At 65.8% G+C, this 14,675-nt stretch carries 12 protein-coding genes and 1 pseudogene; 12 read left to right on the top strand and 1 reads right to left on the bottom strand.

Annotated elements, in window-relative coordinates; genetic code table 11:
• The first annotated feature begins 131 nt into the window (after positions 1 to 131).
• The 5 genes from ASG84_RS18585 to ASG84_RS27120 all read left to right on the top strand — a co-directional run bounded on the left by ASG84_RS18585 (position 132) and on the right by ASG84_RS27120 (position 4,270).
• On the top strand, positions 132 to 1,418 hold the full coding sequence (locus ASG84_RS18585) for a saccharopine dehydrogenase family protein (protein WP_057478515.1): 1,287 nt from the start codon (positions 132 to 134) through the stop codon (positions 1,416 to 1,418).
• A gap of 356 nt (positions 1,419 to 1,774) precedes the next feature.
• Positions 1,775 to 2,131, top strand: a complete 357-nt coding sequence (locus ASG84_RS18590) for a hypothetical protein (protein ID WP_156399596.1) — start codon at positions 1,775 to 1,777, stop codon at positions 2,129 to 2,131.
• 109 nt (positions 2,132 to 2,240) lie between these two features.
• Positions 2,241 to 3,056 (top strand): SDR family NAD(P)-dependent oxidoreductase, encoded by an 816-nt coding sequence (locus ASG84_RS18595; protein ID WP_057478517.1) that lies wholly within the window; start codon positions 2,241 to 2,243, stop codon positions 3,054 to 3,056.
• Positions 3,057 to 3,109: 53 nt separating this feature from the next.
• Positions 3,110 to 3,624 (top strand): GAF domain-containing protein (locus tag ASG84_RS27815; protein ID WP_235581733.1); only part of this gene is annotated, 515 nt, incomplete at its 3' end.
• Between the two features lie 97 nt (positions 3,625 to 3,721).
• On the top strand, positions 3,722 to 4,270 hold the full coding sequence (locus tag ASG84_RS27120; protein WP_200936625.1) for a hypothetical protein: 549 nt from the start codon (positions 3,722 to 3,724) through the stop codon (positions 4,268 to 4,270).
• Positions 4,271 to 4,365: 95 nt separating this feature from the next.
• Here the strand turns inward: ASG84_RS27120 and ASG84_RS18605 are convergent, their stop codons facing one another.
• Positions 4,366 to 4,818: a helix-turn-helix transcriptional regulator gene (locus ASG84_RS18605; protein WP_057478519.1), complete on the bottom strand. Its 453-nt coding sequence runs from the start codon at positions 4,816 to 4,818 to the stop codon at positions 4,366 to 4,368.
• Positions 4,819 to 5,938: 1,120 nt separating this feature from the next.
• Here ASG84_RS18605 and ASG84_RS18610 point away from each other — a divergent pair.
• The 7 genes and pseudogenes from ASG84_RS18610 (at position 5,939) to ASG84_RS28295 (ending at position 13,945) form a co-directional block, all read left to right on the top strand.
• Complete coding sequence (locus ASG84_RS18610) at positions 5,939 to 7,270, top strand: hypothetical protein (protein WP_235581730.1); 1,332 nt, start codon at positions 5,939 to 5,941, stop codon at positions 7,268 to 7,270.
• 184 nt (positions 7,271 to 7,454) lie between these two features.
• The gene (locus tag ASG84_RS18615) at positions 7,455 to 7,913 is read left to right on the top strand and encodes a hypothetical protein (RefSeq protein WP_235581731.1); all 459 of its coding nucleotides are present in this window, start codon (positions 7,455 to 7,457) and stop codon (positions 7,911 to 7,913) included.
• 74 nt (positions 7,914 to 7,987) lie between these two features.
• Complete coding sequence (locus ASG84_RS18620) at positions 7,988 to 8,644, top strand: hypothetical protein (RefSeq protein WP_057478521.1); 657 nt, start codon at positions 7,988 to 7,990, stop codon at positions 8,642 to 8,644.
• Positions 8,644 to 9,933 carry a MinD/ParA family ATP-binding protein gene (locus ASG84_RS18625; RefSeq protein ID WP_057478522.1) on the top strand — a complete coding sequence of 430 codons (1,290 nt, stop codon included), beginning with the start codon at positions 8,644 to 8,646 and terminating at the stop codon, positions 9,931 to 9,933. The genes ASG84_RS18620 and ASG84_RS18625 overlap by 1 nt, the downstream gene beginning before the upstream one ends.
• A 102-nt stretch (positions 9,934 to 10,035) precedes the next feature.
• Complete coding sequence (locus ASG84_RS18630; protein ID WP_235581732.1) at positions 10,036 to 12,036, top strand: cutinase family protein; 2,001 nt, start codon at positions 10,036 to 10,038, stop codon at positions 12,034 to 12,036.
• Between the two features lie 327 nt (positions 12,037 to 12,363).
• Positions 12,364 to 13,155 (top strand): annotated as a pseudogene (locus tag ASG84_RS28290) (peptidoglycan DD-metalloendopeptidase family protein); the annotation flags it as partial.
• Between the two features lie 391 nt (positions 13,156 to 13,546).
• Positions 13,547 to 13,945, top strand: coding sequence for a C40 family peptidase (locus ASG84_RS28295; RefSeq protein WP_235581734.1), 399 nt, complete (start codon positions 13,547 to 13,549; stop codon positions 13,943 to 13,945).
• Positions 13,946 to 14,675: the final 730 nt, after the last annotated feature.

The following is a 14,675-nucleotide window of genomic DNA, read 5'->3' on the forward strand; positions in this document are numbered from 1 at the left end:
GCCGGGCTCGTACTCGGCCCGAGTGGAGCAACCCTCACTGCCGCAGATGTCGAGCAGTGCCTCGAACAAGCCAGACACATCGTGCTGGCGGGACTGGCATCGACGCCAGCCCAGACGGAAGGAAACCCCCGATGAGCCCGACCGATCCTCGTTATCCGTCGTCTCGAAACCGTGAACAGCGTGTTCGTGACTACGACATGATTGTCTGCGGGGCCAGCGGCTTCGTTGGGTCACTTGTCGCCAAACACCTTTCCGACGCCGCGCCCGAAGGCACACGGATCGCCCTGGCCGGACGATCGCAGAGCAAGTTGGTGGCGGTTCGTTCCACTCTCGGTGTCACGGCTGCAGACTGGCCGATTCTGGTCGCCGAGGCGGACGACTCGGTTGCCCTCGACGCTCTCGCAGCAAAGGCGCATGTGGTTCTGACCACTGTCGGTCCCTACGCGAAGTACGGCAAGGCGCTGGCCCATGCCTGTGCCACGGCGGGGACGGATTACGTCGACCTCACCGGTGAAGTGCTCTTCGCACGCGAGAGCGCCGACGAAAATCACGAACTGGCCCGGTCCACCGGCGCCCGGATCGTTCATTCGTGTGGCTTCGATTCGATCCCGTCGGACATCGGTGTGTACGCGTTGTACGAGAAGGTCAGCGCCGACGGTGCCGGTGAGCTCACCGACACCACGTACGTGCTCACGTCTATGAGGGGGGGCATGAGCGGCGGTACCATCGACTCGTTCCGCACGCAGATCGACGACATGGCCGGCGACGAGAAGGCCCGCTCGGTCGTTCTGAGTCCGTACTCCCTCAGTCCTGACCGGTCGATCGAACCCGATCTCGGTCGGCAGAACGACGCGCCGATCGTGAAGGGGGCGAGTATTCATCCGTCGTTGAAGGGATACAAGGCACCGTTCATCATGGCCCCCTACAACTCTCGTGTCGTTCGGCGCTCCAACTCGCTTCTCGGATACGCGTACGGAAAGACGTTCAAGTACAGCGAAGTGATGAGCGTCGGATCCTCGCCGCTGTCACCAATCGTGGCGGGGGGGATCGCGGCGGGACTGAGGGCCGTTTTCGCAGGCTTGGCCTTCAAGCCGACACGATTCGTTCTCGACAAGTTGTTGCCGAAGCCGGGTCAGGGTCCGAGCGAAAGGTCCCAGCGGAAAGGCCATTTCACGGTAGACATCTACACCACCACCACGACCGGCGAGCACTACGTCTCACGTTTCAAAATGAAGGGTGATCCGGGGTACAAGGCGACGGCCGTCATGCTCGGCGAGTCCGCTCTCGCTCTCGCTCTGAATCGCGACGAGCTCCCCGGTATCGGCGGCGGAGTGCTCACTCCCGCAACGGGAATCGGCGACGCGCTCATCACCCGGCTGCGGGCGGCGGGCGTCGAAGTGAGCGCGCGAAAAGTCTAGCGATTTCGAGGCGCTGCTCGCCGATTTCGGGACCTGTTTACGAGAAGTCGGAGGCGCTGAGGCCACGGCATTTCGACTCGTCGAGGCCGGCGTAGACACGGCGCAGGTCGTCGAGTACTCCACTGTAGATGGCGACAAGTCGACCGAACGTTGGTGCCGAGGGGCGTGGCATCGACGACATCGACGCGCTCGATGCCCGAGGGTTCCGTCGACATGACGTGCGATGGCAGCTGTTCGCCCGCTGCCGCGGCTTGCAACGCGGGTACCATGCTTTCCAGTACCAGGGTGGTCTTGCCTGACCCGGATACGCCTGTGACGGCACTGAGCCGGCCTTTGGGAAATTCGACGTCGAGTGCGTGCACCGTGTGCAGCTCGTGTGTGGCCAGGCGGATCCGGCCGTGGTCGAAGAGCCGGTCGGAAGCAACGGGTTCGCGCACCCGGATCGGTTCGGTGCCATCGAGGAATCCACCGATGAGCGACGACGAATCGGCGACGATGTCATGCAGCGTTCACTCTGCGAGAACGGTGCCTCCCTCGCTGCCGGAGCCAGGTCGGATCGCGATGAACCAGTCCGCCTCACGCAGGAGGTGCACTTCGTGATCGACCAGCACGACGGAATTGCCGTCGATCCGCCGCGGCCCGCGCCCACCAAATCGACCGTTGCACGTCACGGTGGCCATCTATTTGAGCGCAAGATCGGCTCCACCAACTGAGCCTTCAGCACTAACTGCAATACAGACCAGCTGGTTGCTAGCGTGCCCGCAGACAATTCGTTACTGTGCCTAGTTACCAAGGGCAGCGAGGTGTGGGAGGCGCGGTTAGATGCCGGGGGAATGGAGAGCAGCGATCACCGGCGCAGGTTCCGGGGTCGGCCGCGAAATTGCGTTGCAGCTCGCGGGCCAGAACTGGTCACTTGCTCTCGCGGACAACAATTACGATGCACTGCTGGATACACAGTCCCGATGTGCTGCTATGAACGCAGTCGCGCGCGCGACTCAAGTCGACGTGGCCGACCGGGGCGAAATCATGTCGTGGGCAGCAACTTCACGCTCAGCATTGGGCGGTATCGATGCAGTCTTCAACGTCGCAGGCATTCTCTATAGCGGCGATGTCATCGACACTCCCCCAGCTGACTTCGATCTTGTGATGGCAACCAACTTCGAGAGCGTCGTGAACAGCTCTCGTGCTTTCCTTCCGGACATCTTGAAGTCGCGTCGAGGCCGAATCGTCAACGTGTCATCCGCGTTTGGGGTCATGTCCGCACCGGGCTACTCGGCTTACAACTCCTCGAAATTCGCCGTCCGAGGCTTCACTGAGGCCCTCAACCAAGAACTGCGACTGACGTCACGAACAGCGCGTGCGACATGCGTCATCTCCGGCGGACTCAAGACATCGATCGCGTGGACGGCACGGGCGGCACCCGGCGTTGATCGCGCGCGGACGGCCGATTTTTTCGACAGCCACATAGCCCGAACCACCCCTAAAGAGGCCGCCCAGAGGATCATTGCGGGTGCATGGAAGGGAAAGTCACAGGTGACGGTAGGCAATGACGCCCGCCTCATCGAGGTAACAACGCGCGTGCTCGGCGCTCACTACCAACAACTGCTACCTGCGCTCCAAGCACTGCGGCGGCGCTGACAAGCCGTCACCAACAGACAATTCTCTCACCAGACCTGCGGGGGTCGGTCATCATGTCTAATAGCTGGATCCTGATAGAGACGTTCGGAGACACGGAGCCGTCCGTGATTGGAGTTGGGTCTTCGCCCAAATCCTTTGTTCCACCTCGTAAAGTTCTCCGGAGCTCCACCAGCCGCGAAGAGGCAGTGTCCGCGGTAGCGGAGGCGCTTTCCACAGGTGCCGTAGTGGATCGGCGATCTAAAGACCGATTCAGGCGAGTATTGGCCGAACCGCTGCAAACCTTCGCGGGTCGCACACATGGCGCATGGGTGTGGCTCGGCCAGCGCGACGAGTCTCCGCCTCCACGAGATGCCGCGGGAGCATGGCAGTTCAACCTTACGAAGAGCACAGCAAGCGGTAGTAACGATCTACTCGACCTTTACCGCGTTCCGCAAGACGAGCGCGAGACCCAGCGTGCACTCGCGGGCGCATTCACGCGACTTGTCACCAACCGTGACGAGAGCGAAGCAATGGCCAAGATCGTGCAATCAGCGCCGGGCACCACTCACCAAGCAGTCTGGACAGTGAGNGACCTTTACCGCGTTCCACAAGACGAGCGCGAGACCCAGCGTGCACTCGCGGGCGCATTCACGCGACTTGTCACCAACCGTGACGAGAGCGAAGCAATGGCCAAGATCGTGCAATCAGCGCCGGGCACCACTCACCAAGCAGTCTGGACAGTGAGGCGGGACGACGGTGAACTTCGGGCCGCACACTTCTCGTGCCGGATGATTGCCGAAGACAGGGCTTCGGGCACCGAAGTCATCCTGAGGGGTATCACCCACGACATCGGCCCCGCAGGGAAAATCAACATCGCTCCCCCACCTACGATTCTCGAGCATCGCGTTCTGGAGGCTTCCACCAAGGAGGGCGAGTACCGCGCACTGGTCAACCTCAGAACACTTAACTTGTTGCGCTGGTACAACTCTGAACCTGCACCGAATATCTGCTGGGAAAACCTTCCCGACGAACCAGTACCGGCGATTCATCCGGACGACATCCCGATTGCCAAGCAAATGTCGAACGCACTCGCACGCGAACGCACCAACGGCGTGCTTCGCTTCAGAACTCTTGACGGACATTGGAAGCCAATGACAGTCGACGCGGTTCTAGTTTCACTCGATCAGCACACCACGGCCGCACTCGTCACTCTGACCGAATTGTGCGAGGAGTAAATAATCTGGCGGATCCCCACGGACTCACAGAGACTGTTGCGGACTGCAAGCGGCCGAGGCGCTTACGCAACGAGTGCGTTTTTTAGTTGCGTCCTTTACAGGGACTGTGCGCGTGTCGTGCGGGCATCGCGCGTTCGACTCCACGCAGCCGCCACCGTCCGAGCCGACACCCCATACGCTTTGGAGAACGACTCGATGCGCTCCTCGTTCTCGGGCTTGCGCCCACGTTCGATGTCGGCGAGGACGGTGGTCGACATCCCGAGCAGCTGCGCAGCGTCGCCCTGCGACAGCGCGGCATACACCCTCAGGTCGGACAATTTGAGCTGAGACTCCGGGATCGGCACCAGAGCCGCGACCGACGTGTGCAGGGCGTTCGCAATTCGGCCGAGCGTCGCGGGCGGAGGCGTCGAACGCCCCGTCTCCCAGGTCGACACTGCCTGTCTGGTCGCGCCCACTTTCGCCGCAAGGTCGTCAGCACTGAACCCCGCACGTACCCGTAGCTCCCGCAACCGGTCGGCGCGAAACCCACGGACTCCGCTTCGCGGCACTATCCCAACTCCCTGTCGACCCTTCAAGACAGTCCCATCTTCCTCGATCGACGACGCCCATGAACTCTTGTGCGTTTTATAGTTGCGCGCTACCGTTGCAAACATGCACCACTCCATGCTGAGCTACGCGAAGCTGAACCGATTGCGCGGTGTATCGAATTTGTTCTACAGTCCTGATGCGCGCCCAAAAGGGAATCCTCGGTGCTTGTCTATCTCGGCACTGCTTGTAGCGCGGGACATCAGGACGGTCTGTTCACCGAATCCGTCCGATCATTCCTGTCGGGAGTTCCATATGTTCGCGTCCGCCGTTGCTGCACCTCAATTGCCGTCGACAGCTGAGCCCTGCGTTTACGTTCGCCGAAGTGCAGCGTTGGGCCATCACGGACGAGGTGCGACGGCAGGTGCATTCACTCGACATCGCCGCTTTCGCCGAGGTTACGGGGGCGAATCAAAGTGAGTGCCGCACAGGATGCGATGGTGCCAAATCCCCTCTCAGTGAATCAATTCTGTCCGTCAGTCGTCGTTAATCGGACACATGGGGACTTGATTGCATGCTCGCTCGACCATGGGCATTCCGGTCGCCACCAGTACATCGGTGACGACGGAGCCCTGCTGGCCGAGTGGGGTCCATCCAGATCCTGCAACGAGCGGTCCATTCCTACCCGCAAGCCGTAGACCTGCCTGTTCGGACTGCAACCCGACCCGAGTGGGCTGTCGCTGATAGTCCCACTCGTGAGCTGCAGGAGCTCCCCCCGCGCCCTGCAGCTCGACCGGTGGACCGGCGCGAGGGTCGCGCAGTGAGCGCATTTCATCATGTTCAGCGCTGCGCGGCCCCGCCGGGACATCACCCCTCGAACTCACACCCGTTCGCACAGAAAGGATTCCGATACCTGATGTGGATTTTTCAGCAGCCTTGGTTCTGGTCGGTGGCCTTCGGCTGGCTCTGAGCTCAAGCACGTGATGGGTGCGTGCGACTGGCCCACAACGTATGGATCACACGCACCCATCCACTTCTCTCGACCGCCTTACCTAAACCAATTGTCGCCAGAACGGTTGCTCCGCAACCGCATTCACCAGCACGACCCGATCGCCGGGTCGCACCAAGAAGGGATCGACACCAATGCCAGCATCACAGGGCACCGGACACCACCGCTCATCTAAGACGCGAAGGCGGGTGATCAAATCGCTGCCCGCCGTGGCCGCGGTGACGATCGCCGGCCTGACCATGCAGGCCGCTCCCGCGCAGGCTGCACCATCGCAGCCGGGAGTGACCAGTCCTCGAGGATCACAACCGGGGGTCACGAGCACACCGCAGACGGCACCGGCCACCCCGCCGCCGCCAGCTCCGAAACCGCGTGAGTACTTGGACGGCTACCAGCCTTCACCTCGGGTGCAGCAAACCCCGTCGCGTAGCTACGACGACTACCTGGCCGGGAACCAGCAGTCCTCGAACTACCAGAACACCTACCACGAAGCCCCCGCTCCGCAGGCCGCCCCGAGCGAAGCACCCCCGGCGCTGCAGGCGACTCCGCCGCCCCCGCCGCCGGTCCCGACGGTGCAGCGCAAGGTCATCGCCCCGATCGAGGCCCCGTCCGGAACCTTCATCGCCGGCGGCACGTTGGTGCCGGTCGATACCAACATCGTCGACCAGAACCTGCTCACACGTACCAACAACACGTTGCAGGCGATACAAGCCGATGGCGGAAACTGGCTCGTGGACAACGGATTCGCCGACGCGCCCCGCGCCGACCGGATCGCAGCGGGTACCGCGACCGGTGTCATCACCGGTGGCGCTGTCGGCCTCGCGGCATCGGTGGTCCCGGCCACAGTGATCACCGGCACCGCTGCTGCTATCGGCGGCGGACTCGGAGTCGCCGCTACCACCGGCACCGGTGCTGTCATCTGGGGAGGACCGGTGGGTTGGGTCTTCATCCCCGGCGCAGCCGCACTTGCCGGAGCAGGCGTCGGTGCAGCACTGTCGGCACCGATCGTGCTGGGCCTGACCGGCGCAGGCGCTGCCATCGGCGGCATCCTCGGTGCCACCGTGCTCGGCGGCGAGCAGCAGATCATCGAAGAGCCGGCCCCCGCCCCGGCGGTGGTTCCCCCGGCTGCCGACAGCGTCCCGACGATCCCCCCGGCCGCGACAGTAGATCTCCCCGGCCCCATCGGGCAGGTTCGCGACACTCTCGCTACCGACCCGAACGGCCGACAGGTTCTCGCGGCGGCCGACACCGCAGTCCAGAACGCGGCTCCGATCGTCGACAAGGCCGTCGACGCGGCGTCGGCGTGGACCGCACCGGCCGCCTCGGCAGTGCAGGGCTTTACCTCGAAGGCCCTCGAACAGCCGCAGGTGGCTCAGACCGTCGAGACGGTGCAGTCGGCTGCAGCTCCTCTGGTCGATCAGGCCACTGCCGCTCTCGGCGGCGTAGAGGCGGCGTTCGCACCCGCCTGATTCGCCCTACAGCCAGCTAGTTGAACCAGCCAGGAAGGGACACATCCAGATGATTCGCCGTTCGACGACATCTCCGATTGCCAGTGCCACCGGCCCAGCCCGATCAGGGGTGCCGTCGAGCTCGCCCCGTGTGCCGCGATCGCGCCGACGCGCGGTCGGGGCAGTCGGGGCTGCTGTCGTGTTCGTGGCTGTCGCCGCCGCTGTGTTGCTCAGCGGTGGCGACTCGGAGCCGGACACACCAGCCACCGACACGAATGCAACATCCCCCTCAGCGACGACAACCGTTGCGGCCGGGCCGGATTGCTCGATGCCGACCGGTGATCAGAACAGCGGACCCGGGGTCATCGCGGCGTTCGAGCACGCCTACTACGTCCAGCGATCGGGCGCGGCCGCGCACGCTCTGGTGTCACCGAACGCCCCGGCGAGTGCCCCGTTCACCGTCGAAGCCAATCTCGACGCAGGTATCGCTACCGTCCCGGTCGGCACCACCTACTGCCTCGATATCGACCCGCTGCGCACCGGTTCCTACACCCTGACCCTCACCGAGAGCGGCCCGGGCGGGCCGGGGACGCAGTACCGCCAACGGATCACCACCGACCAGGTCGACGGTCGCTACGTCATCGCCGCCATCGAGCAAGCGTGATCACCCACCGCCGCCACAGCGCGAGATCCCCGCAGCACCGCGGCGAACAGCCACGACGAAAGGAACGCCAGGACATGAGCGATGCAGCGAGCGAATGGGCCGAGGCCGCCACCGCAGTACGACAGGCAAGCGAGACCCTCGAGGCGTCGAGCGCCCGCGAGATCCGCGCATGGGCCGAAAAGTCCGGGCTGGCCGACTGGTCGATGTGGCAGAAGATCAAACGAGAGCTCTACAAGCAGCTCGACCTCGACTACGACGGATTGCGCGCCAGCGAAGCCGAAAAGGTCACCGACGCGGTCGCCTCCGCGGCCACCGCCGCACCGCTGGTCGAACTCTACGCCGCAGGCGATGAGCGCGGCAGCTTCGCCGTGGTCGGCGACGGTGACGAAACAGCCTGGTGCGGAACATTTCACGCCAAGGACGCAGTGTTCCGGCAGGGCGATCAGACCTCGGCCGACGACTCGGCAGCCGGCAAGGCAACCTTTCTCGCCGGCAAGCTATGCGAAGAGCTCGACGCCCCCGCGATCCGGCTGATTCTGCATATCTCCAACCCGCACCTAGACGGCACCCGGCTCGCAGCTCTTGCCGCGCGCTACGGAGTGCACCTCGAACGCCTCGACATCGACGACGAGAACCCGGCCACCGTGTGGTGCGAGGTTCCCGGGCACCGTCCGTGGCAGGCCATCCGGCTCTCCGATCTGCTCGTCGACGATCAAGCGGAGGTCGGCTGATGGCCGAACAGCACCCGCGCCCAGACGCCGACAACCCCGTCGCCGGGTACGAAGCCGAGGACACCGTCAACCTCCGCGCTCAGCGCCTGCGCCGACCCGAAGCCGAACCGGACGAAGCGCCTGCAGACGAGTCGGCCGACGACACCGCACCGGACCCGTACGGCGTCGGGCAGGACGCACTCGCCGCGGTCGAGACACCCGATGTCGACCCCGCAGCGTTCTACCGAGCACGACTGTTCGACCGCCAGGAGGAAGACCCGACCGCCGAGCCCGCCGAAGCAGGGCTGAGGGGCCGGATCAACGCCGCCCTGGGAACTCATCTCAAGCCCAAGCCCACATCGGCCGAAGTCAGACTGCGTCAGTCGATTCGCGTTGTGCAGCAGCCACTTCCCGGATGTTCGGTGGTCTCGGTCATCAATCCCAAGGGCGGAGCGGGCAAAACTCCGACATCGGTGATGCTCGGTTCGACGTTCGGCAAGCACCGTGGCCACGGGGTGACAGTGTTCGACGCCAGCGAATCRCTMGGCAGTCTCGGCGATCGCGCCGCCCGCACCACCGATCCGGAGCTSACGGTATGGGATCTGCTCGACCATGCACACGAGCTGGCGTCCTCGTCGGCGGTGTCGGGATCGCTCAATGCGTTCCTGCGGCGTCAACCGACGATGGAAGACATTCTCGCGGCGGACAATTCGGCCGACCGTGAGCGCAACCTGGGGTGGGACGAATGCGCCGCGGTGATGGCAGTGCTGCGCCGACACCGGGACCTGATCGTCATCGACACCGCCGCCAATCCCTTGGCCGAGAGCTGGCAGTGGGCCGTACAGCATTCCGATGCCCTGGTCGTTCCGCTCCCGCTACGCCTCGACATCGCCCGGCAGGTCTATCAGATGCTCGAGGGCATCATCGCCCGCGGCTACGGACACTTGCTGGCGTCGACGATCGTCGTGACCTGTGCAACACAGGATTCCAACCCGCAGTTGGCGTCGGCGGTCTTCGAGGACCTGCGCAATCTCGGTGTCCAGGACAGCAATTTCATTCAGGCCCCGTACGAATCAGCTCTCGCCCGCGGCGATCGGATCGTCTACAAGGACCTCCCGCCCGCCACGATCGAGGCCTACACCAATGTCACCGCCCTGGTCGCCGACAACGTCGCCGCGGCACGAGCCGGCGCGGTCTATCAGTTCACCGATCCGTACTCGCCGCAGCCGGTGAACCGCCAGCCCGACAGCGCATCACCCCCGCAGCTCTCGCAGTGGGAGCGGCGCAGCCGCGACCGTCGCGGAGCCTGACCCGTCCCCACCCCGCTCGAGCACACGAGGAGAACACCATGACCGACCCCGCGGCGACGACAACGCCGGACACTGTCGGCGCTGACCGTCGTCGTCTCCGCGGTGGTCCTGGCCGCGGGCACCGTCCCCGCACACGCCGCACCGGCGGCGACGGCGGCGACCTCGTGCGCGAAGTACGTCGCGATCATGGCCCCGGGTACGTGGGAGACCAACGCCGCGGCGAATCCGTCCACCCCGGTCGGGATGCTCGCCACCGTCGGCAACGCCCTGAAACAGAAGTACGGCAACGACATCGAGGTCTACTACCCGGCGTACGCGGCGTCGGCGTTCGACAAGGGCCGCACCTACGCCGACAGCAAGGAAACCGGCAAGAGCGCCATCAACAACATCCTCACCTCGGCGTGCGCGACATCGAAGTTCCTGCTCTCGGGCTACTCCCAAGGCGCGGACGCCGCCGGCGACGTCGCCGCCGAGATCGGCAACGGCCGCGGTGTCGTTCCCGCGGCGCGGATTCTCGGCGTCGGTCTGGTCGCCGATCCGCACCAGGGCACCGCCGGCGGCACCGTCGTCGGGCCGAAGGTCGACGGTCAGGGCATCGGCGGGGTCCGGCCCGAAGGCTTCGGCTCTCTCGCCCCGGTGGTCAAACAGCTCTGCAATCCCACGGACCTGTACTGCTCGACGAACGCCGGCAAGGACGGTCTGCTCGCGGGCCTGGGCAAGGTCCTGGCGAACAAGCCCGTCGACCCGGGCACCACCGGTGGACAGGCCGGAACCGGGTCAACCCCGGCAGCGTCGAGTACCGCAGTGCCGTCGACGACCGCGCAGGGCGGTGTGACCGGTGCCGGGACACAGCCTAGAACGACGCCGACACAGGCCGGAGGGGTCAGCGATTTCTCGTCGTCGCTGGTCTCGGACTTCTCCCGCGTCGATCTGGCCGGTGCCGCGAACACCGCATCGACTCTCGGGGAGCGGGTGGCCACCCTGCCCGACTCGGTGGGAACCAACCGCACTCAGTCGCAGGTCGCCAGCGTCGGGGCCTCGGCGACATCGTTGCTCAACACCCTCGAACCGGTCGCCGACGTGCAGTCGGTGATCGCCTCGAACCCCGGCATCCGCTCGACTCTCGACACCGCACCGGAAGGATCACCGGAGGCGAAGACCTCGACGGTGCTCGACGCACTGGACCAGATCGACATTCCCGCAGTCCTGAGCACAGCGACCTCGATCGCCGACACCGCCTCGTCGGTACTGGGCGGAACCGGCACCACCGCAGGCCTGACCGATACGGCCGCAACGCTCACCGGGCAGGTCGCACCGTTGCAGTCCGTGTCCCCGGACGCGCTGACCTCGGCAACTCAGGTGCTCTCGCTGCTCAAACCGAAGACAGTGGTCAACCAGGTCGTCAACGTCGCGACCGGCTTCACGAGCCTGGACTACCAAGGCATCGTCGACAACCTGATCGCGTTGCCGCAGAAGGTCGCCGCTCTCGACGTCGCGGGATCGCACAAGATCGCCGGAGACCTCAACAACCGGTTCGCACCGATCGTGAAAATGGCCGCAGGAGTGGACCTGCACACCCTGGCGGCGTTGGTGGCGATGATCCCCGACCCCAGCGGCTCGGCGCAGATCGCCTCCCTGGTGCTGAGCTTGCTCGGCAACGTCGACGTGATCCGCCTGGCCAACGATGTCGGCGCTATTCAGGAAGTCGCGTGGAAGATCCTCGAAACCGGCAACCTCGCGGCCGCCGCCGAGCTGCTGCCCATCGGGCTCGATCTCGCCTCGGTTGCGGTCGGAGTGCTCACCGGATCCTCCAAGACCAGCCCCGACCAGCTCGGCGCTCAGACCCAGGTCACCGGACAGTCCGCGGCGATCGGCCAGCAAGCCTCCACCGGCGATTTCGCGGGGCTGGCAGGCAGTCTCGTCTCTCTGGCCTCGTCACCGAGTGCCGGCGATGCCGCCGAGCTGGTCGGTGCCGGTATCGACGCCGCAACGTTCTTCGCCTCCGGTGCGCACCAGTCCTACGGCGACTTCAAGGTCGACTCCACCGGCCGCAGCGCCCTGCAATGGCTCATCGACTTCTTCACCCAGAAGATCGGGGCCTGACCGGCGGCCACCGAGCAGGCTCTGCAGCCGGGCGGGCATGACGCAGAGCAGCCGAAAACTACGGCAAAACAACCGAACTACGCGTACCACCACAGGTGTCCGGGCGGGCACTGATCATCTTTCGATTCGTGAGGACATGCACCGATGGCAGCATCACAGCAGGGCAGCAAGGGCAGTGCGGGCGCTCTGAGCCTGTTGCTGATCGCCGCCGTCGCGGCGATCGGCATGTTCGGTGTCCTCTCGGGCGATCGCACACCGCAGGTCGACGAAGGCACCTGCCTGCCTGCCGGCACGGCCGTGGTGGTTCCGCACTCGGGAACAGTGGTGATGCCGCTGCGTGAAGGCACGTATCAGGCCACGAGCGGTTTCGGTACCCGCACGAACCCGGTCACCGGCGACGCCGAAGGACACCAGGGCCAGGACTACTCCGCCCCGATCGGAACCCCGATCTACGCGGCCACCGACGGCACGGTCGTCAAGGCCGAACACGCCAGCGGGTTCGGCAACTGGATCATCATCGACACCACCGTCGACGGACAGTCGCTCTCGACGGTCTACGGCCACATGAACGACGACGGCGTCGGGGTGACCGCGGGACAGACCGTCAAAGCCGGTGACCCGATCGGCGCCGTCGGCAACGCCGGTCAATCCACCGGGCCGCACCTGCACTTCGAGGTCTGGCCCGGCACGCGCCTCGCATCCGGATCGAGCCCGGTCGATCCCGTGGCCTGGCTCGCCGCCGCCGGCGCCACCGCACCGACCGCCACCGCGGACGTCCTCGCAGCAGCCCCGGCCGGCACCACGGCCGCGACCCCGACCACCACTGCCGCGGCGCAGGGCGTATCGAGTCGATCGGTCAAACTCGCCGCCGCGATCAAACCCGGCTGCGGAGTCCCGGCCGGGTCGACCGGGCTGCGGCCCGGCTCGGTGCCGGCGGACTTCGAGCCGTGGATCGTCAAGGCCGGCACCGTGTGCCCCGAGGTCACCGCCCCGGTCGTCGCCGCGCAGCTCGAACAAGAGGGCGGCTTCGACGTCAACGCCCACAACGCAGGATCGGGCGCGGACGGCCCTGCGCAGTTCATGCCTGCCACGTGGGCGGCGAAAGGCGTCGACGGTGATGGAGACGGACGCAAGGACACCCGCAGCATCGCCGACGCGGTGATGAGCCAAGCCGCCTACGACTGCGAGCTGGCGGGCATCGCCACGGACTCGCTCGCCGCCGGCAAGGTCAGCGGCGACCTGACCGAGTTGTACCTGTCGATGTACAACTGCGGGCCCGGTGCGACCCTCTCGCAGGGCCGGGTGTGCCAGAACACCGAAACCCTCGACTACGTCGCGAAGATTCCCCGCCGCGCAGCAGAAGCGTTCTCCGTCGCCGTCCCCCAGGCCACACCGGGCATCGTCCCCGGTGGCCCGTTCGGTCAGAACGTCGTCGCGGCCGCGATGCGCTGGCTCGRCACCGGGCATCGTCCCCGGTGGCCCGTTCGGTCAGAACGTCGTCGCGGCCGCGATGCGCTGGCTCGGCACCACCTACGCCTGGGGCGGAGGCGACCGCAACGGACCCACCCGCGGGGTCAGCGACGACGGCGGCCGCGCGGACATGATCGGCGACTTCGACAAGGTCGGCTTCGACTGCTCAGGACTGGTCCTCTACGCCGTCGCGCAAGCCTCGGGCGGCGCGATCCTGCTCCCCCACCAGGACTCGGCGCAGATCGCCGACAGCCGCGGCCGCGTGATAGCCACCCCCGGCGAGCTCGCTCCCGGCGACATCATCCAACCCCACTCGGGCCACATCTTCATCTGGCTCGGCGGAAACAAGGTCGTCGAGGCACCGCAGTCCGGCGACGTCGTGAAGGTATCGGACTGGACCCCGCCCGCGAGCGGCCTGACAGCACGGAGATTCGGATGAGAACCACCCGCACCGCCCTGACCGGATTGCTCGTCGCCGCAGCGGTTCTCACCGCGTGCGGTGGCCAGGACACCGGCAGCGCCAACACCGATGCCCCGTCGATCCCGGCGCAGCAGTGGACACCGGGTACGCCCCCGCCGAGCGGCAGCGATCCCACCCGCACCCCGGCGCCGGCCGCGACCACGCTGCCCGACATCGCGGCCGGGGTGGACCGCCAGGACCCGGACTCGGTGGCCACCGCGGCCTTGACGGTCTGGTTCACCTGGAACACCGCCGCCGACGCCGGACCCAACGATGCCGCAGCCCGCACCGCACCGCTGCTCACATCCGACTACGCGCGCGAGATCACCTCCACCACAGCGCAATCGAGCCCCGGCGCGCAATGGCTGGACTGGGCAGCGCGCGGCGCGGTCCTGACCCCCGACCTCGTCGCCGACGACGAACCCGTTCCCCCACAAACCGATTCGACGGCATACCGGTCGTACAACCTCACTCATCGCATCGAAGTTGCACCGGTGAGCGAGAGGGTCGTCGCGATGATCCTGCGGCGCGGCCCCGACGGCTGGGAGGTGAGCCGCATTCAAGACAAATAGCCCCCGCCTCGTACATCCACTGGCACTGCACATCAACATGTTTCGGAAAGGAACCCCCGATGGACACAGAATCCGTCACCACCCCCACCACCCGCACACCGCACCGAGCACGCCGCATCCTCGGCGTCCTCGCCCTC

The sequence above is a fragment of the Rhodococcus sp. Leaf278 genome, assembly GCF_001426085.1.
Classification (GTDB): domain Bacteria; phylum Actinomycetota; class Actinomycetes; order Mycobacteriales; family Mycobacteriaceae; genus Rhodococcoides.

Excerpts from the sequence above, each read along its gene's own strand:
- ASG84_RS18585 (WP_057478515.1), top strand. The coding sequence starts at position 132 with ATGAGCCCGACCGATCCTCGTTATCCGTCGTCTCGAAACCGTGAACAG.
- ASG84_RS18595 (WP_057478517.1), top strand. The coding sequence starts at position 2,241 with ATGCCGGGGGAATGGAGAGCAGCGATCACCGGCGCAGGTTCCGGGGTC.
- ASG84_RS27120 (WP_200936625.1), top strand. The coding sequence starts at position 3,722 with ATGGCCAAGATCGTGCAATCAGCGCCGGGCACCACTCACCAAGCAGTC.
- ASG84_RS18620 (WP_057478521.1), top strand. The coding sequence starts at position 7,988 with ATGAGCGATGCAGCGAGCGAATGGGCCGAGGCCGCCACCGCAGTACGA.
- ASG84_RS28295 (WP_235581734.1), top strand. The coding sequence starts at position 13,547 with ATGCGCTGGCTCGGCACCACCTACGCCTGGGGCGGAGGCGACCGCAAC.
- ASG84_RS18610 (WP_235581730.1), top strand. The coding sequence starts at position 5,939 with ATGCCAGCATCACAGGGCACCGGACACCACCGCTCATCTAAGACGCGA.